The organism is Maribacter litoralis, from assembly GCF_003075045.1.
GTDB lineage: Bacteria > Bacteroidota > Bacteroidia > Flavobacteriales > Flavobacteriaceae > Maribacter > Maribacter litoralis.
This window is the reverse complement of the sequence record NZ_QCZD01000001.1, coordinates 327,257-350,104: the sequence shown is the minus strand read 5'-3', so window position 1 is coordinate 350,104 and position 22,848 is coordinate 327,257. Positions and strand designations below refer to the sequence as shown.

General features: G+C 35.3%; 22 protein-coding genes. 1 reads left to right on the top strand and 21 read right to left on the bottom strand.

Features of this window, described 5'->3' with window-relative positions:
* The 11 genes from DCS95_RS01655 to DCS95_RS01600 form a co-directional block, all read right to left on the bottom strand.
* Positions 1-762, bottom strand: coding sequence for a patatin-like phospholipase family protein (locus tag DCS95_RS01655; RefSeq protein WP_116769108.1), 762 nt, complete (start codon positions 760-762; stop codon positions 1-3).
* A 36-nt stretch (positions 763-798) separates the two neighbouring features.
* Positions 799-1,413, bottom strand: coding sequence for a DUF6134 family protein (locus DCS95_RS01650; protein ID WP_164674101.1), 615 nt, complete (start codon positions 1,411-1,413; stop codon positions 799-801).
* Between the two features lie 162 nt (positions 1,414-1,575).
* Positions 1,576-2,160: a DUF6515 family protein gene (locus DCS95_RS01645; protein ID WP_116769106.1), complete on the bottom strand. Its 585-nt coding sequence runs from the start codon at positions 2,158-2,160 to the stop codon at positions 1,576-1,578.
* A gap of 188 nt (positions 2,161-2,348) precedes the next feature.
* Positions 2,349-4,247, bottom strand: a complete 1,899-nt coding sequence (locus tag DCS95_RS01640; protein ID WP_116769105.1) for a monovalent cation:proton antiporter-2 (CPA2) family protein — start codon at positions 4,245-4,247, stop codon at positions 2,349-2,351.
* 40 nt (positions 4,248-4,287) lie between these two features.
* The gene (locus tag DCS95_RS01635) at positions 4,288-4,842 is read right to left on the bottom strand and encodes an NAD(P)H-dependent oxidoreductase (RefSeq protein WP_116769104.1); all 555 of its coding nucleotides are present in this window, start codon (positions 4,840-4,842) and stop codon (positions 4,288-4,290) included.
* 43 nt (positions 4,843-4,885) lie between these two features.
* Positions 4,886-5,509 (bottom strand): MarC family protein, encoded by a 624-nt coding sequence (locus tag DCS95_RS01630; protein WP_116769103.1) that lies wholly within the window; start codon positions 5,507-5,509, stop codon positions 4,886-4,888.
* A 241-nt stretch (positions 5,510-5,750) separates the two neighbouring features.
* Positions 5,751-6,584: a hypothetical protein gene (locus DCS95_RS01625; RefSeq protein WP_116770115.1), complete on the bottom strand. Its 834-nt coding sequence runs from the start codon at positions 6,582-6,584 to the stop codon at positions 5,751-5,753.
* A 135-nt stretch (positions 6,585-6,719) separates the two neighbouring features.
* On the bottom strand, positions 6,720-7,508 hold the full coding sequence (locus DCS95_RS01620) for an SDR family NAD(P)-dependent oxidoreductase (RefSeq protein ID WP_116769102.1): 789 nt from the start codon (positions 7,506-7,508) through the stop codon (positions 6,720-6,722).
* A gap of 95 nt (positions 7,509-7,603) precedes the next feature.
* A complete protein-coding gene (locus DCS95_RS01615; protein WP_116769101.1) occupies positions 7,604-8,566 on the bottom strand; it encodes a 2OG-Fe(II) oxygenase family protein in 963 nt (320 codons plus the stop codon).
* A 203-nt stretch (positions 8,567-8,769) separates the two neighbouring features.
* Positions 8,770-9,498 carry a LytR/AlgR family response regulator transcription factor gene (locus DCS95_RS01605; RefSeq protein ID WP_116769099.1) on the bottom strand — a complete coding sequence of 243 codons (729 nt, stop codon included), beginning with the start codon at positions 9,496-9,498 and terminating at the stop codon, positions 8,770-8,772.
* On the bottom strand, positions 9,495-10,664 hold the full coding sequence (locus DCS95_RS01600; protein ID WP_116769098.1) for a sensor histidine kinase: 1,170 nt from the start codon (positions 10,662-10,664) through the stop codon (positions 9,495-9,497). Before DCS95_RS01600 ends, DCS95_RS01605 begins: the two co-directional genes overlap by 4 nt.
* A 203-nt stretch (positions 10,665-10,867) precedes the next feature.
* Between DCS95_RS01600 and DCS95_RS01595 the strand changes: the two genes are divergently transcribed.
* Positions 10,868-13,309: an outer membrane beta-barrel protein gene (locus DCS95_RS01595; RefSeq protein WP_116769097.1), complete on the top strand. Its 2,442-nt coding sequence runs from the start codon at positions 10,868-10,870 to the stop codon at positions 13,307-13,309.
* Between the two features lie 89 nt (positions 13,310-13,398).
* Here the strand turns inward: DCS95_RS01595 and DCS95_RS01590 are convergent, their stop codons facing one another.
* From DCS95_RS01590 to DCS95_RS01545, 10 genes are all read right to left on the bottom strand, one after another.
* The gene (locus DCS95_RS01590) at positions 13,399-14,382 is read right to left on the bottom strand and encodes a zinc-dependent alcohol dehydrogenase family protein (protein ID WP_116769096.1); all 984 of its coding nucleotides are present in this window, start codon (positions 14,380-14,382) and stop codon (positions 13,399-13,401) included.
* A gap of 197 nt (positions 14,383-14,579) precedes the next feature.
* The gene (locus tag DCS95_RS01585) at positions 14,580-15,425 is read right to left on the bottom strand and encodes an enoyl-CoA hydratase/isomerase family protein (protein WP_116769095.1); all 846 of its coding nucleotides are present in this window, start codon (positions 15,423-15,425) and stop codon (positions 14,580-14,582) included.
* Between the two features lie 211 nt (positions 15,426-15,636).
* Positions 15,637-16,503, bottom strand: coding sequence for an AraC family transcriptional regulator (locus DCS95_RS01580; protein WP_013622430.1), 867 nt, complete (start codon positions 16,501-16,503; stop codon positions 15,637-15,639).
* 11 nt (positions 16,504-16,514) lie between these two features.
* A complete protein-coding gene (locus DCS95_RS01575; protein WP_116769094.1) occupies positions 16,515-18,161 on the bottom strand; it encodes an FAD-dependent oxidoreductase in 1,647 nt (548 codons plus the stop codon).
* A 10-nt stretch (positions 18,162-18,171) separates the two neighbouring features.
* Positions 18,172-18,441 (bottom strand): UBP-type zinc finger domain-containing protein, encoded by a 270-nt coding sequence (locus DCS95_RS01570; protein ID WP_116769093.1) that lies wholly within the window; start codon positions 18,439-18,441, stop codon positions 18,172-18,174.
* A gap of 114 nt (positions 18,442-18,555) precedes the next feature.
* A complete protein-coding gene (locus tag DCS95_RS01565; protein WP_116769092.1) occupies positions 18,556-19,665 on the bottom strand; it encodes an L-dopachrome tautomerase-related protein in 1,110 nt (369 codons plus the stop codon).
* Positions 19,665-20,498, bottom strand: a complete 834-nt coding sequence (locus DCS95_RS01560; protein WP_116769091.1) for a DUF4437 domain-containing protein — start codon at positions 20,496-20,498, stop codon at positions 19,665-19,667. Before DCS95_RS01560 ends, DCS95_RS01565 begins: the two co-directional genes overlap by 1 nt.
* Positions 20,499-20,547: 49 nt before the next feature.
* Positions 20,548-21,021 carry a cupin domain-containing protein gene (locus DCS95_RS01555; protein WP_116769090.1) on the bottom strand — a complete coding sequence of 158 codons (474 nt, stop codon included), beginning with the start codon at positions 21,019-21,021 and terminating at the stop codon, positions 20,548-20,550.
* A gap of 27 nt (positions 21,022-21,048) precedes the next feature.
* Positions 21,049-22,056: a zinc-binding alcohol dehydrogenase family protein gene (locus tag DCS95_RS01550; RefSeq protein ID WP_116769089.1), complete on the bottom strand. Its 1,008-nt coding sequence runs from the start codon at positions 22,054-22,056 to the stop codon at positions 21,049-21,051.
* 8 nt (positions 22,057-22,064) lie between these two features.
* Positions 22,065-22,739 carry an NAD(P)H-dependent oxidoreductase gene (locus DCS95_RS01545; protein ID WP_116769088.1) on the bottom strand — a complete coding sequence of 225 codons (675 nt, stop codon included), beginning with the start codon at positions 22,737-22,739 and terminating at the stop codon, positions 22,065-22,067.
* Positions 22,740-22,848: the final 109 nt, after the last annotated feature.

Below are 22,848 nucleotides of genomic sequence, written 5' to 3'. Positions count from 1 at the left end.
TTACTTTCCGTAATCTAATTCATTTAAAACATTAATGGTGCTATCATAGCCAATTTTGAAAATGGAATCAATATTTCTCATATCAAAAGTGGCAAACTCACATAATTCGTTAGGAGAGATTACAAACTTGCAGGCAGAAAATTTTGCAAGTGACTCAGCGGCTGATTTTATTTTATATGCCCTATCAAGCACATTATATGAATGCTTTAAATCGGTAATTTGAACAGGTTTTAAAGCATTTACATAACTTCCAATAAGGGTATCACATCTAGTTATAAGTGGTTCTACCGGAAAATTGTTCAACACTCCCCCATCAATGTAAAAATTTCCGTCAATATCGATTGGTGAAAAAACACCCGGAAAAGTTGCAGAAGCTAAAACCGGTTTGATCAACTGGCCTTCTTTAAAAATCACCAATTCACCTTTAATAATATCTGTAGCCGTTATAAACAAGGATTTTGGTAACGATTTAAAATCATCATTTGGAAAGAATTTTTTAAACTCGTCATAAAATTTCTCTGTATCCAGCAAACCTGGTTTTCTACGTGCGAATCTATTGGTATGGAAAATGGGTATTTCTTTGAAAAATTTTAAAATCTCTTGCCATGTTATGCCTCCGGCATATAGTGCACCCACAATTGCACCAGCACTAGTTCCAGAAATATGATTGGGGAAAATACCATGTTCTTCCAAGGCTTTTATAGCTCCAATATGTGCAACACCCCTTATACCTCCTCCAGATAAAACTAATCCTGTATTCATGTTCGAATTATTGAAATTTTCAAATTATGTTTTACATCAATTCTGGGCTATTAATTCAAACTTTATTAATCCTCCATTAATTTCCGCTTTTTGCAAAAATCCGTCTGTATAATAATATACATTTTCATGATTTTTGGCATTTATCTTTTTATAGACGTGGTTACCTAAAGAAACAATACTATTAAAACTACCGTCTTGCTCAGAAAAACAGCGATCGACACCAATAGGTTCTTTGAAATATAGTAATATGGTCGCATAATCAATATCACCTTCTACGGTCATTTCTTTCTTACTATTTTTAATAATCTGATAGGTATTCTGCTCTTTGTGGGTAATGATATCGGCATAAGGTTTATCATTGACATCAATAACAACACTTGATTTTTTTAAAAGTTCATTTTCGTATAACACATCGTATTTATAGTCTACCTCAATTTCTTTGATTATTCTAGTTTTTATAGCCGTAATACTTTTGTAACGAATAGTAGCATCGCTTATCGTCTTTGTTGCTGTTAAATTACCAATGACTTTATCTTTATGTACAATATTAAATGTTAGCACATGCTCTTTAACATCTATATTGCTCGGCATGGCACTAACTAAAATAAGGGCAATCATGAAAATTAAAAACTGGTGACTTCTAGATGGCATGTATTGTTGTTCTATGGATTATGATATAATCTTTTAAGCAATAGTAAAACTAAACAAATGAATTACTATAAAAACTAACGATTGTCATTTTTCAAAAATATACAAATAATAAAGGGCTTATCAATTAAGATAAGCCCTTTAAAACTCCATTTATAATCTTTATTATTCCATATCAATAATACCTACTACTTCGTAAGCTCTAGAACCATCTATTTGTATTTTTTCATACAGAATGTTTGCATACTCGTAATATGTAAAACCGTCAATAGTTACTTTTTCATACCCATCTGGCAATTCATAGACCACAGTGCCAATTTCTGGCTCCACCACTTCGTATCCAGAATTTGATTCTATATAAAACGTTCCTCCAACATTAAAATATAGGTGATTGTTAAATCTGACCCTAACGGAATTTGGAGGTAGGGTATTTATTCTAAATCCAATTTTAGGAGCAATAGCGATATATCTACCTCTTGATTGCGTGTAATATTTGTTATTGGAATAGTAATAGCTTTGACCGTTATGTCTAACCACTGTTTTGTTTGGCACCGATCTTACCGAAACCACTTTCTTGGTAGGTGTTTTGTACACTACTTTTTTACTTGAAACCCTACCAGGCGTTTTTGTAACTGTTTTGGTAGTAGTGGTTTTTGTTGTTGTTCTTTTACGTGTTTGCGCATTACTTGGTAAGGCAAATGCAATTAATAACACACTAAGTACTGCATATGTTCTAGTAATTGTTTTCATCGTTTAAAATTTAAAAGGTTAAACTTTTATTTTTACGTTCAATACTTTGACAGTTTATTGCTGCAGTGGTTTAATCGGATACCTTTTAAAGTGAGAGAAAATAGATGATACGGACTTTTTTATCTACTAATAAGCATATTTTATAGAAGTTAAAACCCCATTTTTTTGTCTTTGATGCAATGTAAAGTTTATGGGTTAGTGTTATTTTGTTGATTCTTTAATACTTTTCTAATGGACTCACTGTCCCAATGATTATCATATTCTACAATTCCTCTTTTAAAGTCTTCTTCCAACAATCGTTCTTGCTCTTCCAGTTCTTTACGAGCTTTAAAAATGTAATTTTCATCTTCTTTAGATTCAGATGCCAATCTTCTTAAACTAGATTCATCATATTTAATAAAATTTTGAACTTGCCTGTTCAGCGTGTATTTTCTAAAGCCTAATTTGCTAAGGACATCTTTGGCCAGTGAAAGTGATGTATCAAGAGATTCTCTATAGATATTCTCAAAGCCCATATTCAGTAACTCATAGGCATCATATCGGTTTTGTGCTCTTATCATTAGCTCCACATAAGGATAATGTTCTTTTACAAGAGAAGTAATTCTTTTTGTAATGCTTGGGTTATCAATGGCGCATATTAAAATTTTGGCTTCTGCTATTCCTGCAGATTCCAAAAGATCTATTCTGGTAGCATCACCATAATAAACTTCAAATCCCATTTTACGAAGAAAATCTACGCGATTGGAATCTTGATCCAAAATAGTAGCTTCAATACCATGAGAACGAAGAAATCGCCCCACAGTACTACCAAAATGACCAAAACCAACCAAGATTACGTTTTGTGTCTTTGCAATATGGTCCATTGGTCTTTTAATTGATTCTTTAGTACCGATTTTGGGTAAAATAAAACGTTCGTTAATAATACTTATGATGGGAGTTAAAGACATGGTCAATGCGGTAATGACCAAAAGAATATCCATTTGCTCTTGTTCAAGAATATTTAGTTGAAAAGCAAAGGATAAAAGAACGAATGCAAATTCCCCTACTTGCGCCAATCCAAAAGTCAATAATAGTTTTTGGTCCAATTTCAATTTAAATACTTGTCCGGTAATGAACAGTACCAATGCTTTAATGAGGATAACGGTAATTAGAATACCTCCTATCGTCCAAGGCATTTTTGCGATTATAACAAAGTTGATCGATGCTCCAACTGCAATAAAGAACAGACCTAACATTAGATTTTTAAAAGGCTCTAAAGTACTTTCGAGTTCATGTTTATATTCGCTGCTGGATAAAACCACTCCGCCTAAGAAAGCGCCCAAAGCCGGAGAAAGACCAACGTACTCCATTAAAAACGAAATACTGAATACGATTAGAAAAGCAGATGCGATCAACAACTCACGAACACCTGTTTTTGCGACTCTTCTCAACATGGGTACGATCAAATATCTACCAGCTCCAATAATCAGAAATACCGATAGAATAATTGCCAAGGTCTGGTAGCCCATAGGTAAGCTATCTAAAAGATTTCCGGTGGCTTCATGTTCATTGCCGTTGGTTTCGCTATTTGTATTGGAAAGCAACGGAATAGCACCCAACATGAATATGACAATAATATCTTGAAAAAGTAAAATTGAAAATGCCGAATTACCAAACGTGGTATCCATTAAACCTTTTTCCTTAATCGTCTGCATTGCTATTGCGGTAGATGACAATGCAATGGCCATAGAGATGACCAATGCAACTTTCCAATCATAATCTAAAAAGATGAAGAACAGGTAAGATAGTATCATAGTGCCGGCAACTTGTAAGCCCCCCATGCCAGTAATGCTCTTTCTCATATTCCAGAAGTTCTTAGGCTCAATTTCCAAGCCTATAAGAAATAACATGATGACTACTCCAAATTCAGCAAAATGAAGAATATCATCCCCTTCTTCACCAATGAAACCTAACACATAAGGACCTATTAACACACCTGCAATTAAATATCCAATAACAGAACTTAGTCCTAATCTTTTGGCTAACGAAACACAGATAATAGCGCCTAATAAGAAAACAATGGCAACAAAAAGTAGACTTCCGGTCATAGTTGGTTTGGTTTTTTATGGTAAACGACAAGCTTGTGTGCTATGAAGAACTAAGCACGGTTATTTCTTTCTGTAGGCGATCTATCAATGAGCTGTATTGAACACCGTATTCATTTAGGTGATCATCAGTCAATTTATAAGTGCCCATAACGGTAAATGGTTTATGGTAGTTCATAAGACACAAATTTGCGGTTTGCTCAAAAGGTCTTAAAAATTCTGTTATGGTATAGCTATTACTACCTTGTGTACAATACAATTCTTTACTGCCCCCAGTAGTTATTGCGTTTAAGCATATTTTTGATTCCAAGGCCTTACCATTTGGTCCGTACGCCCAATTGAACTCTAAGACCATATCTATCCATTGTTTTAATAAGGGAGGACAACTATACCAGTACATAGGATGATGCCATATGATAACATCATGTTCTTCCAACAATTTTTTTTCAAAGTGGACATCAATATGAAAATCTGGATACTGTTCGTACAGGTCATGAAAAGTTACACCCTCTTTATCTTTAATATAATTCACCAAAATGCTATTTGCACGTGATTTCTCAAACTTCGGATGCGCAAACAGAACAAGTACTTTTTTCATGTCGTATAAATTAAGAACCTATAGCTATGGTCATTTAAGCCAATTAATTTGTCATTAGATCAAAGGAAAGTTTAATGCCTTCTATAATCATACCTGTACCGATTATGGCAATGATTAAACCCATAATTTTACCGATTACCGATATCACATTAAAGCCAACCAATTTTACGATCAAGTTACTAAGTCTAAAAGTGAAGTAGGTTAATAGACTCATGAATCCAAATATTGCGATAACGATGGCAATATGAACAGGTTGGGCACTAGATACAAAGTTCATTGCGGTTACAATAGTACCAGGACCTGCTAAAATAGGAATGGCAAGTGGTGAAACAGCGATATTTTCATCGATGTTCACATGTTTAATATTTTTTACGTTCGATTGTTTAGATTGTAGCATTTCAAAACCGATATAGAAAATAAGGATTCCACCGGTTATCTTAAATGCAGGAATACTGATATTGAACAACTCAAAAATATACTTTCCTAAAAGAACAAAAACCAATACAATTATAAACGCAATTAAATTTGCCCTTTTATTGATATCCTCCTTGGTTTTAGTATCGGCACCTTGGGTCAACGATAAAAAAACGGTCATATTGGAAATTGGGTTTGTAATGGCAAAAAAGCCAGTAAAAACGGCAATTGAAAATGTAATTAAGTCATCCATTATTTTGAATAGAATTTAATCGTGCAATAACTTCAATTCCATTTGAAATTCCTAAATTATTTTGAAACTTTTGGCATTATTTAATCGTTTTATAATATAGCAAATGCCGAGACCAATTAAAATTAATCTCAGCATTATAATTTAAATTTCCTGAAGTATAATTTAAGCTTAATACATATAAATTATTCTAACATTTAGATTCATTAATGCTAAAATGCCATAACAAACCATTTGGAAAAGACTAATTACATGTAACCACACTACTTTCGATGGAGTCTGCTGTTGCCTCATTCATGGTCCAAGAAGAAGAAAATAAAGCAAATTTATCTATGGCATGGCCCGAAGAACGTGCCGAGACTTCCATTGTATAAATTTTAGCGGTATTAAAAGTCACGTATATTTTATGGGCATCATTATCGCTTGTTGATGTATTCCATTTAAAATCCAAGTCGTTACCACTTCTATAAATTTTAAACCAGCCATCTTTAGACGACCCGTTAGGGTTAGGGGTTTTGCCGGTATCTTTTGGGTATACTCTACTGTCATTTTTTTCTCCAAAGAAATCATCTGCATCGGCAAATCTTAACCAAGAGTCGTTATGTTCTGTACCCTGATCTCCCGTTGTTACAGAAGAACGCCATTCAAATCGATATGTACCAGGTGTGGTAATATTCAGTTTGAAGGTTACCGTTCCATTTCCGGGACTACCAAGAAACTGGTCTCCTGTCCAAACCATGTAACCATCTCCTGTGTAGTTATCACCTTGTGTTTTCAATTCCCAATCGTCACTAAATTGACCACTTTCAAATTCAACCATTACAAGTCCCTCAGCCTCATTGTATACACTATTTTCAGCATTACATGGTGATGAGTTATCGGTTTCTGTAGCATCATCATTTTCTCCAGTGTCACTAGTGGATTCCTCCTCCTCATTCGGTTCAGCATCTTCAATTAGGTTTTCTTCCGTTGTGTTTGTCGCGTCTAAATCATCACTTGTATCATCACTGGAACATGAAGAGATAAAGGCAAAAATCAAACAAAACAAGACAGTATTGTATTGGTTTCTATTCTTCATCGAAGTTTCTTTTAATTGATTGAACATTAATCCTATTAAATTGATAACCAGAAATAATACCTTATATTTTGATATTAGCCCTCTTTTCGATGAATTGCTAGCATTGCAATGGAAAAATTAACCAAACAAGATTGCTTAAATCAATTGATCTGTAGTCTTCAAAAGTTCCTTTATTTTTTCACTGTTATATGCATCCGGATGTGCAGTTGCATACGAACCTTTATCATTATCGAAATACTGACCGGTTTTTGCTAAATCTGTCATGCTTAAATCATAAAGAATATCTACCCCTTTTTCAGCGGGCGACCAATGTTGTCCGTATGCTTCTTTCGCCATTTTAGTATTTAATAATGAACCAGGGTTTACGGCTACCACAAGAATACTAGGTTCTTTCGCAGCCAAATCAAAACTCCACATGGTTAAGGCTAATTTGCTTTGCGCGTAGGCTTCATTAGCACCTAATTTCGCTATTCCTTCTAATGCGATCAATGAAACCGGAGACTGTGCCGCTGAACTCAAATTTACCACGCGTGGGGCTTCTGATTTTTTAAGTAAACTTAAAACTGAATTGGTAAGTTGATACGGTGCTAAATAATTTACCGCCAAACGAATATCAATTCCCGAAGGAATACTATTGTTCTTACTGGTTAAAATACCTGCATTATTTACCAGTACATCAATTTTCGGCATTTTTTCAATGAGATCTGCAGCCATTTTTTTAACATCTGCTAGACTTGAAAAATCCGCTAAAAAGCCAATTATATTTTCGTTATTGGATTGCTCTTTTATTTCTTTTAATGTAGTTTCTAATTTTGTTTGGTTTCTACCATGGATAGCCACAAAGTTTCCCTCTTTCGCTAAACGTAACGCTAAAAGTTTGCCTATACCATCTGTACTTCCTGTAATGAGTATATATTTTTTCATGCTATTTCTTTTTATTCTTATAATGAAATTGTAGCAGTAAAATAACCGCTACAATTTTATATGTGTTTCTAAGCAATAACGCTTTTCAAGTCATATTAAAATGGTGCAATGGTATCTTTAGGACCATCTGGTAAACTCCAACGCTGGCGTCCTGTAATGTCTTCCGCCGAAACAACGTTTGTTGCGGTATTATTGCCACCACCATAGCTACTGGTACTACCTCGTGGTATTTGCATACGATCTCCGTATAACCATACTACTAAATTACTACGTTGTCCGCTGGTAATTGGGTGTGTAGCATGCGGCACATTACCACGGTGTAGTATTGCCTTACCTGGTTCAAAAGTTGTTTGTACCGTTTTTCCGGAAGATTTATCATAGAAATCAACTTCTGATCCAGTAAATTCTTCATCAGGTAAGTTAATATTAATATTTAAGGTAGCTGCCGAGGCATCGGTATGTGCATGCAAATCTTTATCCTTATCTGGATTGTACTGAATAGAGAAACCAAAGGTTTGGTTATCGTAGCCATAAGTGCCAAGTAGTAAACGCGCAATTGGACGCATGTAACGATCCATCATTTCATTATAAAATACCTGAAAATTAGGAGCTGCAAGATGACCTTCAGATCGTGGATCTAACATCATACCATAACGATTCAACTGAATACCGTAAGGTGCGCGTTTCGGAATCTTTGAGTTGACCACATCTTCTAAATAACTGCGGAATTCTGCTAAACGTTCAAGATCAAAAAATTGTGCAACATAAACACCAGGAATAATTTCTTCCCACAAATCGGCAACAGCAGATTCTTTTTCAGGATTTTCCCAAGCGTCTTTAATTGCTTTACGTAAACGTGGGTCAAGTAATGATTCATCAGGAACCAACAAATCGTCTTTATTTTCAGTTTCCCATTCTGCCCAAGCGTCTTCTAACAATGTACGGTTGTCATTCCAAAATTGAGCAACAGATGGATCGCGTCTTAATGAAGTTTCTCGTGTAGGAACTTCTAGTGCAAGAGCTTGTTCAAGTGCATTTGTATTTGTTATTGTTTTCATGATTTTTATTTTAAGTATAGCTACTGCTATTGTTTTTATCTACAACAAAATTAAGCATGAATCCCTTTTTGACTTTGGTAGTAAAAATGGTAGTTTTAGTAAAAAACAAGGTATATATATATCCAGACCAATACATACACTTATTAGAACAAAAGGATGGAGGTATAATCCTGAAAAAAATTAAAAGAAAATAAGGGAAGCGGTTAGATATCTTTTTTATCCCAAAGATTATCTCCAATTATTTTAGGCACGACCTCTTTACGATAATTTCTGCTTAGTGGAATTTTATGTGCTCCTATTTGTAGTTCGTGTTGGGCGACACCTTCAATTTTATCAATAGCGACTATATATGATTTGTGAACTCGTATAAAAGCATCTTGACTTAACTTCTCTTGTACATTTTTTAAGAACAATAATGTAACGTATTTACGTTTATCAGTTTGTATGATCACATAGTTCTGCATGGCTTGTACAAAAAGAATATCATGGTGATTAATTTTTTCGTATTTACCATCGCATTTTATAAAAAAGCAACCACTCTCCTCTTCTTTCACTAATGCTATACCATTATTTATGAGTTGATATTGGTGGCGGGCTTTTGTAATTGCGGTAAAGAAACGATTAAAGGAAATAGGCTTTAACAAATAGTCTAGTACATTAAGGTTAAACCCATCAATGGCGTAATTTGGAAATGCTGTAGTTAAAATGGTCATAGGTGCATTAGGATTAGATTTTAAATATTCTAGACCGTTCATAAGAGGCATTTGTACATCCAGAAAAAGCAAGTCTACATCAGTTTTTTCTAAAATACGCGGTATATCTAAAGCAGACGTACCTGTGCCTACACAGGTTAGCATATCTATCTGGTCTATATAGTTGGTTATACATTCCCTAGCCAGCGGCTCATCATCTATAACAATACATCGCATCATACCGAAACCTTTTTTAAGTGTGCCCTAACAATATGGGCAAGTGTTAGAACTAGCTTTACGGTGTGTACATCTTTACCTTTTTTAATAAGAAGCACATGCGCATTTGGATAAATTAAATCTAACCTACGCTTTACATTTTTGAGTCCTAATCCACCATAATTTATCCCTTCCGGCAATTGATGGCGAACCTCATAATTAGCACTATTACTCAGTTCAAAATTAAGCTGATTATTTTCTATGCCGATAGAAAGGTTAAGCCATTTTCGCAATTCTTTATCTTCTGAAATATGTTTAAAGGCATTTTCTATAAACGGAATTAATATAAATGGTGCAACGGTAAGAGTTTCAGCTGTTATTTTAGGAATCTTAATTTCAAGATCAAAATTATCATTCTGTCTTAAACTTTCCAGTTCAATAAAACTTTCAATGTATGCAAGTTCGTTTCGTAGTGGTATTTGATTGCTATTGCATTCATACAATTGATAACGCATTAGACTGGAAAATTTCACCAACGATTCTGATGCCATTTCAGGATTCTTGTTGATTAATACAAAAATGCTATTTATGGTATTGAAAAGGAAGTGCGGATTGAATTGTGATTTTAGAAATTTCAGTTCGGTTTCTAGCTTCTCTTTTTCCAATAGTTGCTGTCGTTTTTGAGCATCTAGCCAATTCTTAGCCAACTTAATGCTCATGCCTAAGGTTGTAGCCGAAATACAGGAAGATAGGGCATTATGTAAAAAAATAGTAGCGGGTGTTGCAGGGCTAATTTTGAATAGTACATAAACCGATTGTTCAGAGAAGCTCGCCGCAAAAAAATAATTTGCTGTTATTAGGGCAGCCATACCTAAAATCACAATAGCAACTGAAATAAAAAAATGAAGGTACTTGCCTTTGATCAAGTATTTTGGAATGAGAACATACAGACAAAAATATACTCCAACCGCTTGTACTACCACATAACCCAAATACTTAATAATGGTATGGGTATATTCAAACGAGTCTATAACTGCACTAATACTATTGGTATATACCGTCCACCAAACAAAATGATAACATGCCCAAAAAAGTATATGATGCACCTTATAGCGTATCAAAAATGATACTACTGTATTTTCATAACTACCAGGCATAGCTTTTTTAAAGTCTTTTGCAACAAGATACAATGGTACTTGCTTTATATCAAAAGATTACGCTAGAACTTGCTGTCAGGTAACTAATAATTGACGAAAGGTAATTGATGACACATATGTATCTATCGAAGCAAAAAATCGGATATATGCTCCTCTTATAATGAATATCCCTCTGTTCATCAATCGCTTTTTTATGCTGTGCTTTGTTAGCGGTACTTGTCTTAAAATTAAACGTAATGAATTTAAGATTTGTAACTACACTAATTGTCCTTAGTATTTCATTTAGTATTTCGGCACAGATAACAGGAAGGATATTGGATGAATTAAACAACCCTGTTGCATTTGCCAATGTAACGCTGCACGATGCAAAAACGAACACCTTAATTTCTGGAGGAATTAGTGCTGACGATGGATATTTTGATATAGCTGTTACTCGTATGGGCAGTTTTAAATTAAAGATAAGTCTACTATCTTTCCAAACATGGCAATCTGGTTTGCTTGAGGTTACTTTACTTCCTTATGCACATGATTTCTCAAACATCAACCTGCATGAAGAGGTAACGGAGTTAGAGGGTGTATCGGTTCAAGGGCAACGTAGATTAATACAGCGCACACAAGAAGGTAGTGTAATAAATGTACAAGCCAGTGTTATGAGCACGGGTACTACCGTATTAAGACTATTAGAGCGTTCACCGGGAGTGATCTTAGATCAATATAACAATACGTTTTCTTTGAACGGAAAAAGCGGAACCTTGGTGCTTATTAATGGTAAACCACAAAGAATGCCTACTTCAGATTTGATAGCTATGCTAAATGGTATGAGTGCAGATACCATAGAAAAGATAGAACTGCTCACCAATCCCTCCGCTCGGTATGATGTGGACGGTAATGCTGGTATCATCAATATAGTAACCTTCAAGAATGAAACTTTAGGCTTGCAGGGAAATTTAAATGTAAGCGCCGGACATGGTGAAGGACCAAAACAGACCACTAGCCTTTCTATAAACCACGGTGGTGAACTAGCAAATTTCTATGGTAGCTATACCTTTTCGTATGATGATACGTATGGTGGATTCAATGCAAAAGGCACCACTGAAATACCCGTTTTAGGTGGATTTACCTCGGTTGATTTTGCAAGTCATACCAAACAAATTAATAGAAATCATAATTTTAACTTAGGATACGAAAGGCAAATTACCAAAACTTCAACTTGGGGTGCCAATGTATTGTACAACATATCTAAACCATTGGTGCTAACAAAAAATAGAGGTATGTACGAGTTTACGAACAATCCTTTTTTAGATGCACAGATTATCTTAAACGGAAATGGCAGGCTAACTAATTTAAACATGTCCACTTTTTATGAAACACAAAAAGATGATAATACTTTTATGGTCTCGGCAGATTTCATAAAATACAATACCAGAACACCCAACCAAGTCAAAAGTTCTTATTTTGATGAAAATGGCAATTCTTTTCAGCCTGAAAATGAAATTTACAATAGAGGAAACAGAGGGTTTAATGAAACTGACATTAAGGTTGGCGTACTTAAACTAGATTATAAACACCAGTTTAAAGAAGATTTGGTTTTTGAAGGTGGAGTAAAAGGTTCCCTGTCCAAAACCGAAAACGATGCCCGTATAGAAATTTTACAGAATGATGAATATGAGCCCGATGACCGCTTTATCAGTAACATTGAAAATATAGAACATATAGGTGCTATTTATTCCATACTTGATGTTGGTCTCGGGAAAGGAACAAAAGCACAAATGGGTTTACGATATGAATATTGGAATCAAAACTTTGATAACTCCGACTTGAATCGAAGTTTTGGGAAAATTTTCCCAACAGTGTTTCTAACCCATTCATTTTCTGATACTACGGCATTGAATATTGCATATAATAAACGTATAACTAGACCAAATTATTCAGACTTGGCTTCTTTTTTAGTGTACAATAGCCCCACTTCCGTATTTAGTGGAAATCCACAATTATTACCCGCCATAACCAACAACATAAGTATAACTTATAATATTCACTCTTTTAGCGTATCCATTATGGCATCGAATGAAAAAAACCCAATTGCCCGTTATCAAGTTACAAGAAACGCCCAAAGTAATGTAGCGGTAATTGCTCCTGTAAATTTGGACTATCAAAGAAATTTAGACGTACAGAGCAACATACCTATAAGGCTCGCAAATTGGTGGAATGTAAACCTTAATGCTACAGTAGGTTATAGAACATTTAAGCTATTACATACCGATGAACCTAAAACTCATAATTATTTACATTATAATTTTAATGGAAGCCAAACCTTACGTTTGCCTGCAAATGTATCTTTAGAATTATCGGGTTGGTACACTTCACAACATTTCAACGGAAGTACTAAAGTCAGGGGATTTGGAACTATAAACGGGGGACTAAAAAAAGAGTTCAAAAATGGAAGTAGTTTGCAATTTACGATAACCGATATTTTTGAAAGTATGGATATTCGTTCTCAGGTAGGTAGTTTAACCAGAGAGGCTTTTGGAGACAGATTCAATGTATCCTATAGTCCAGAATCTGGTTTTTCACGAATCTTTACTATTGGATATACCTATCCTTTTGGCAATAGCAAAGTAAAACGGTCCAATTCTAGAACTGGCGCAGCAATGGAAAAATCTAGATTAGGACAATAGTTTACATAAAAATGCCCCATTTCTGGGGCATTCAACAAACATATTAATCGATATAGATAAGAAATCTATTCCATCGCATACATTTAATTCTAGTTCTCAACTACTATTTTACCAATAGCTTTACCACTTTGTAAATGTGCATACGCATCACCAACTTGATTTAAAGAAAAGCTGTTTTCATCTACTATTGGAGTTAAATGTCCTGCATTAGAAATTTCAGCTAAACGCTCTAAGATATTTCCATGTTCCTCTCTTTTAAAATTGTGCAACATTGGTATTAGCATAAATACTACGTGTAATGATGCACCTTTAAAGTGCAACGGAGTTAAATCTAACTCACATAAAGAAACTGTCGTAGAAATATGTCCGTTTAAAGCAACAGCCTCAATAGAATTGTTCAAGTTTGCACCACCAACGGTATCAAAAACAACATCAAAACCACCATCGGTATATTTTGCTGTGTAATCTGCTACCTTTTCAGTTTTAAAGTCAATAAAGGTTGCACCAAATTTTTCTACAATTGCTTTTTGGTTTTCTCCTGTTCCTGTAGCAAAAACTTCTGCTCCAAAATATTTAGCCAGTTGTACTGCTAAGTGACCAACACCACCAGAACCACCGTGTACCAATACTTTTTGACTTGCTTTTACGCCAGCTCTAGTTAAACCTTCGTAAGCTGTAATAGCTACTAATGGTAAGGCTGCACTTTCGCGCATTGTTAATCCTTTTGGTTTGTGAGCCACAAGGTTGCCATCTGCCACAATATATTCTGCTAATGTACCTGGTAAATCTGCAAGTCCACCTGCACAACCATATACTTCATCACCTACATTAAAACCTTCTACACCATCACCAACTGCTTCTACAATTCCTGAAAAATCCATTCCCAATAATGCTGGAGTTGCAGGTGACAAAGGCAAATCATTACCCATATTTTTAATCATAGTGTCTATAGTATTTACACTAGATGCAGCTATTTTTACTAAAACGTGATTTGCGGTAACTTCTGGTTTCGCTATTTCGGAAACTTCAAAATTTGCATTTTCTCCGTAACTGTTTAATAACATTGCTTTCATAATATTTCTTCTTTTTATTGTTTTAATCTATTTATCTGTGAATATATCTCTAGCCTTAGTAGGACAGAGACTTTATTTTTTATTCGCTATTCGCTATTCGCTATTCGCTATTCGCTATTCGCTATTCGCAACCCGCTCTACGCAAAACTGCAATATGCGATAGGCGTAAAGCGTGTAGCGCAAGGCGCTCAGCGCCCTTAATTTACTTCTTGAATATCCATCACCATTTGCTCCCAATTCTTTTGGTTGTTATGGTCAAACTGGGCACCGTTATCATCTGCATATTGGAAACGCTTAACGGCTGGTGTTTTACTGGTTGCTTGAAACAATTGGTATGCTTCTTCTTTTAAAGCTTCTTTAATTGGTAAGTCTATAGACGCATAAACTGCGCGTTTGCTAGCTGCAATAGAATCTGCCGGAAATTTTGAAATACGTTCTGCCAAAGCATCCACATAAGGTCCTATTTCATCAGCGTCTAAAGCTTTGTTTATGGTTCCAAATTTTTCAGCTTCATCAGCATCCCAATCTCTTGCTCCTAATATTATTTCTAATGCTTTTCCTAATCCTGCTTGTCTTGCCATACGTGAAGCTCCACCACCACAGGGTAAAATGCCCATGCCAACTTCCATCTGCATGAACTTAGCCTTTCCTCTAGCTGCAAAACGCATATCTAATGCCAAAGCCATTTCGTGTCCGCCACCACGCGCAAAACCTTCAATTTTTGCTATAGTTGCTTGTGGTACTTTGCTTAAGCGTTCTAAAACAGCTTGTAAGTCCAGTAACTGTACTTCGTTTCTTGGTACTGCTTCTATAGACATATCTCTAAGCAAGTTGGTATCATAATGACATACCCAATAATCTGGATTAGAAGATTCAAAAACGACTACTTTTACACCTCTATCTCTTTCTAACCGTAAACAAAGGCTGCTTAAATCTGCTAGCATTTCTTGTCCTTGTACGTTTACTGGTCCAAAGTTGATATCAATTGTTAAAATTCCTCCTGTTTGCTTTGCCGTAAATGTTTGAAAGTTCTTGTAGTCCATAGTATTAAGTTTTTGGTTGATATTTATTCTGTATTAATTACAGTACAAAGGTATCTTGGACATACACTCTTAGATGGGTAAAAAACAAAGGGCTTCTGGTAAAAAAAAAGGTTAATGGTATTTTTTTAGGTAAACAAACTATAGAATACCCTAAAACCATCGATTATGAAAATCGATAACAGCAGTTATAAAAAACTATTTCATTGAAAAATTATGCAGAAATACTAGCCTTATACGCACCAATAGTCATCCCTTTGTAGCTTTGGAAAGTTTTGTTTAGGTGACTAGAGTCTGTAAAGCCTAATTCCATTGCAATTTCTGAAAACTGCAAATCGGTATATTTTAAACGGGTTTCTACCAATTTTAATTTGTAGTTAAGAATGTACTTTTTTAAAGAAACATCGGTATGCTTTTTAAAGTACTCACTAATATAATTGTCCGCCATATGAAACTCTTCTGCCAAGTTTTTGGTGGTAAGCAATTCTGAATTGTAAATATTAGCGTGAATGAAGTTGATGATTTGCTGAATTTTAGATGATTCAACAATTTTAGTGCTCATATCGGCATTTAAAAACTGAATGTTACGCGCAATTAAATGAAGAATTACAGAAAGTGAATTTTGAATGATAAAGAGATCATAGGATTTCTTTTTATCGTTTTCAGCAGCCACCATTTTTATCAGTGATATTAGGTGTATTTTGTCCGATTCCGTTTCAAAACGCATTTCACGTAATTGATGACTTTCACTGTTTAAAATACCTTCAATTTTACGAAACCAATCGTTTATCGGAAGATTTGCATTTTGCGGAGCATCACCCCTAAAAAAGCTCTTTAAAAACTTAATGGCTACAGTTGTAGTTGCCGATTCCGGATTTACAATATAAATATCGTCTGGCACAAAAACGAAAATACTGTTAGCCGAATAGTTTACCGTTTTTCCATTAATTTTAATGGTTCCCGTACCTTTTTCAAAATAAACAATTTCAAAAAACCGAATGGTTGTGTACTTACAAAATTCAAAAAACGTTTGCTCTTTGTATTCTTGAATTACAATATTTTCAATTATGGTACGTGGCATGGTCTATGAAATTAAGATACAGTATTCACTTCGTTTTCCAGAGCTAAAAATTTATGGATATCACTCACCACAATAGACCCCTCGCCTACTGCCGAAGCTACACGTTTTACCGAACCTGAACGCACATCACCCACAGCAAAAAGTCCGGGTAAACTGGTCTCGAATGTATAAGGCTTTCTGTTGTTGAATACAGATTCGCTTTTAAGGGCATTATCGCAAATGGTGAGACCCGTGTGCACAAAACCTTTTTCGTCGGTATCGATAATATTGTCTAGCCATTCGGTACAAGGTTTGGCACCAACAAAAGTGAACAGGTAATTGATGTTATTCTCAATCAACGTATCATTCTTTTTTATTTCAACCTTTTCTAAATATGTATCCCCGCTAACTTTAACCACGTTACTACTGGTCAATACTTCTATATTTTCGCAAGCGATGATACGTTGCACCAAATAATCGCTCATTTTGGCACCAATATCCTCATTTCTGATAATTACATAAACTTTGTATGCATAATTAGCTAAAAATAATGCTGCTTGACCCGCAGAATTACCACCGCCAACAATACCGATTTCACTATTCTTGCACATATTGGCATGCATAGATGTGGCGCTATAGTAAATACCAGAGCCTTCAAATTTTTCAATTCCCTCTAAAGGCAGTCTTCTATATGCAGCGCCGGTTGCAGCAATTACCGTTTTGGCTTTTAAAGTAGAAGTGTTGTTAGAGTTGATTTCATAGTAACCTTCTTTACGTTCAATGCCTTCCACTCTATGCGGAACGGAAATAGTACAGCCAAATTTTTGAGCTTGAATGTAGCCGTTGTTCGCTAAATCCCTACCTGAAATACCTGTGGGAAATCCGAGGTAATTTTCAATCTTAGAGCTCTTACCAGCTTGTCCGCCAGGAGAATTACTATCAATGGTCAATACATTTAACCCTTCTGAAGCCGCGTATACGCTAGCAGCCAAACCGGCAGGACCAGCGCCTACGATCAAAACATCATAGATTTCATCATCTAGTTCTAACCGAACTCCCGTACACATACCAATTTCATCAATCGATGGGCGAATAGAAATTTTATTCTGACTATTGATCAATACCGGTAAATCCGATTCCTTTAAGTTGAAAGTATCTAACATCTGTACTAATCCGTCTTCCTTATCAGAATCTATAAAATTGTACCAGATATCATTCTTATCCATAAAATCACGGATAGCATACGTTTCATTAGAATGTTCAGAACCTATTAGTTTTATGCCTTGAACGTTGTTTTTTAATGCATCTTCCCGTAATAAAAAGGCATTTAAGAGTACATCGCTAATATCGCTGAATTTAGCAATGGCACTTTTTAGCTTTTCAGGACTAATTCGTATTAGTTGTGTGTTTTCTAAAGTTTCACCACATACACCAACCGTTCTATGAGAGAGGATACTACTTGAACCGGAAAATTGATGCCTTCTATGTATGGTAAGACTGTCATCTTTTTTATCCGGATCAATAATTCTTATTCCACCAGTGAGCACTACGAAAAAATCATAGTGTTGATCACCAAAGTCCAACACCACGGTGGGCTCTTTATAAAATTCAATTTCACCGTAGGTTTTAAGCTTCTCTACTTGCAGATCGGTAAGTTCTGGATATTTAGGATCAATCATAGTTTTTGGTTTAGTAAGTTATAAAAGCTTCATCGGCATAGCACCATAGCCATTGTTCATTTTGTTCCGCGGAACTGATGACAGGATGTTTTGTAGCATGATAATGAGCTGTTGCATGCTTGTTCTTTGAATCATCACAGCAACGGGTTACACCGCATTCTTGACAAGTTCGCAAATGCACCCAACCATCACCTAACTTTACACATTCGTCACAAACATGCTCAATAGCTGTTTTAATTTCTGAAATAGCAGTTATATGGTTGCATGGCTCTCGTTGCATAATACCTTTTTTGGGTGTTTTATAAATTTAGGGAAAGTACCTGGTACTACCACCACTTATACTTAAACCTTTTCTTAATTCATCATTATTAAATGAATTTTCCTGCACTAGATTTTATCTAAAAGCAACACCTTCAGCAATAGGCTTGAACCTAAAAATATAAAAAGGCTTGGTCGCTACACTTTTACCATCATTAAAAGGAGCTCCCCTATTTACTTGTGCGGCTGAAACATACATGTACCCATCTGCGTGATTGTAACTAACGCCATCTGGCCATACCATATTTTCATCTTGCACCATAGTTTTTACACTACGGTCTTTTGCTAAAACTACAGCTACGCTTTTGGTCTCCAAAGCTGTTAAGTAAATATTTCCTTCTTTATCAATGGACATTCCTCCATTGTTAGGCTTATTAGAATAAGTTTCAATTTTAGCATCTAAATCAGCATCTGTAAACGTTTCATTTACTAAATCAACTGTCTTAATACGGTAAATTTTTGGTCCGTTTAACGGTCCGTAGTAGATGTACTCAAAATTAGCATCGGCAGTAATTCCATCATTACCAATCAACAAATCTTTTCCGTTTACTGCCAAATGCTTATTATTTATAACCGTTGGGGTATTTTCTGGTTTTGTAGTACGTGTACCCTCCAAAACCCGACGTGTTTTTCCCGTTTTCATATCTACGATGATAAAAGCTGCCTTGCTTCCATCTCCTCCATTACCAATACCTTCATCGGCAATAATAAAATAACCGTGTTTGGTATCAACCACCATATCATTAGGCTGGCTAATTGAAGGTACACTTGACTCTGGCAAGTAATATATACGTTCTAATTTATCGGTTTTTGTATTCCAGCCTACAATTTTTGGCGTTACGTTATTACGTTGTGCCATATCTATCATCCAAACAACACCATTTTCATCATTACGGATTCCTAAAACATTACTCAGGTAATTATCATCGGTTTCTCGTGGTGTGTTCCATTCTAAATTAGGAAAAGGCGAAGTTGTATTCTCCTTTTTATCAAACTTTACCACTCTTATTTCCGGAGAAAAAAATGGATGATGACTGTATACTAATTCACCATCATTGGTAAAAGCAATATTTCCCACCGCTTGATCTACCGTAGCATATGTTTCTACTTCGGAAATGGTGTTTTGTCCTTGCAAAGCCATAACTGAAGTAACTAAACTTAATATGATACTAATCTTTTTCATCATTACTTCACTTCAAAATCACCGTTACTTCTTATGTATATCACCGTTTCTTTAGCTGTTGAAATGATTGAGGTTGCGTTTTCTTCTGCACCAAAATATGAAGGAGCGTCTAACTGATTTGTAGATCCCTTTTTAGAAAATTGATGTGATATTCCTCCAGAAATAACAACTGCCCTAAAATTAGGACTCAAATTTTTGATTTTTCCACTGAAGCCTGCTGGTAACCTTAAAAATGGTGCACGCAATTGATTTTCCTCGTGGCTTCCCCATAAAAATGCAGTTTCAACATTACTCTTTGCAGATACCCATTCAATATCATTAGCATTTAGCCAAACCATATTGGTTTTGTCTACATTAATTGGTCTTTCCCCATTATCAAAAGCTTCCGATGTTGGTTGTACTAAATATGGACCTTCTTGAATATCTAAAAAAGCCATGTTTTCATTATCGTCAGCTGCAGTAATATGTGCTTCTCCTGCTGGTTGTTGCCAATAAGAACCTGCTGGTAACCACTGTTTTTCTGCTTTTTCATCGTCATTATGTAATAATCCTTGAATCACCACTCCCCGATAGGTAATGTTATGAATATGTGGAGGAGATGAAAATCCTTTTTTAAATTTCACTAAAAATCCTGCAGGTTCATTTTTTGTACGATCTCCCCAAAGTCTTCCGGCAGCCGGACTTTTGTCCCCACGTAACGGGTTTAACCAACCCCATTCTACATTGTCTGCCGTTACCACCTCATTTACAGATTTGGCAGGGTCCGTTGTTGGTGTTTGTGCACTTGTATATGCCGTTGTAGCTATTGCTAATGCAAGTAGTATTGTTTTTTTCATTTTGATATATTTTATAATGTTTTATTAATAAGTATTGCTGATGCAAATTTTATTCACTTTTCTTTAAATAATCTGGTAATTCTTTACTTAACCAATCTTGGCGTACAGGAACGTGAACATCTAAATCCACTGTTTTTTCCAATGCCCAAAATTCGTGTGGGACATTTTCTGGGAAAACAATTACTTCTCCGCCAGAAACAATTACAAATTCCTCTTTGCCATCAATTATAGTCTTGATTTTTACCTTACCAGACATAATGTATGTTATCTGCTCATTAGGGTGTTTATGCCAAGGAATGTGTGCTCCTTTTTCCAAGTCAAAAATGGTCATTTGCCCTTTTTCACCGTAAAACCATTTTCTTTTAATGCCTTCACCTATGGACTCAGATTCCATTTCATCAAAATTGAAATGTTGCACTTTTGAAGTGGCTACAGAATCTATGGTATTTACTTGAGCATTTGCTGTACTACTTATAAATATTGCTGTTATAGCTAATGCAGCAAGTGTAATTTTAATTTTCATTATAATATGTTTTTTGGCTCATTACACTTAAAATCCTTCTAAAACAATTTTACCTTTTGCTTTACCCGTTTCTAAAAAAGCGTGAGCTTTTCTAAGGTTTTCAGCATTTATAGTTCCAAAATTTTCGCCTAACGTAGTTCTAATAGTTCCGTTGTCGATTAATTCAGAAGCTTTGTTCAATATATTATGCTGCTCAATCATATCTTCGGTCTGAAACATAGAGCGTGTAAACATTAACTCTATATGCGTAGAAACCGCTTTACCTTTAAAAGGCATTACATTTAGCGATTTTGGATCGTCTATAAATCCGAATTTCCCTTGAGGTTTTATCAGTTTAGCAATTTCATCTACGTGGTGTTCCGTAGCATTTAAGCTTACTACATACTCCGGAGCCGGTAAATTGTATTTCTCGAACTCTTCGCTCAATTTATTTCTGTGGTTAATAACCGTGTCTGCACCTAATTCTTTTAACCAAGAGGTAGTTTCTTCACGAGAAGCCGTACCTATAATATTCAACTTGGTCAGTTTTTTAGCCAATTGCACCAAAATAGAACCTACACCACCAGCGGCACCAATTACCAAAATAGATTTGCTGGCATCGTCTTTAGATACCTCTAATCGATCAAACAACATTTCATAGGCTGTAAGTGTGGTTAATGGTAATGCAGCAGCTTCAGCATAAGATAAGCTTTGAGGTTTTTTACCAACAATACGTTCATCTACAATTTGGTATTCTGCATAACTACCTTGGCGGGTAAAATCGCCTGCGTACCAAACTTCATCTCCTACATTAAAAAGAGTCACATCTTCACCAATTGCTGTAACTATACCGGTAGCATCCCAGCCAATAACTTTCCAGTTGTCACCTTCTGCAGGCATTCCTGCACGTACCTTATAATCTGCCGGATTTACGGAAATAGCTTTTATTTCTACTAAAACATCTCTTCCCGTAGCTTTTGGAGTTTCCAATTCTACATCTTGTAAAGACTTTATATTGTCAATTGGAAGATTCTCTTTGTACCCTATTGCTTTCATAATATTTCTTATTTCCAAGTTACAATGTCCTCTAGTGGTCTTCTAGACTTAGGGAATTCAGGATCTGCTTTTCTGTATCCGAATGCAGCCATAAAAGAAATTCCATATTTATTTGTATCCACTCCAAATTTATCTCTTAATAAAGCTTCCGTATCCTCTATATGGAAACCTTCAATAGGACAAGAATCTATTCCTGTAAGTGCGGCAGCAGTCATCATATTACCTAGAGCAATGTAAGTCTGTTTTGATGACCAATCGAATAACTTTTTATCTGAATCTAAGGTAAAATCACGCTCCTGAAACTCTCTGTAAAATTTAGAGTACATTTCTACAACATCTTCCGGCATTTGTTTTACCTCTTTCATCATATGTTCAATATATGGCGCATCATGCTTTACCATAGGAGCTTTCATTGCCAATCCTAGAATAAAGTGACTAGCAGTATCTAATTTTACCGGAGCACCCCAAGCTACTGGCTTTAATAGCTCACGTAATTCTTTATCCTGTACAACTATAAAGTGCCAAGGTTCAAAACCAAATGAACTTGGAGATAAATTTGCTGTTTTTAAGATGAAACTGATTTGCTCATCGGTTAATGTTTTTGACGCATCAAATTCTTTGGTAGCATGTCTGTAGTTAAATGCATTTAAAATATCTTCTTGTGCAATGTTTGGAGTATTCATTATTATGTCTTTTTATAATTGATAGATTTATTGACGACAAAGATAATTGGAGAACACACCCTAAATAGTGTACAAAAAAAGGAGAATAAGGTATAAATGGAGGTTTTTA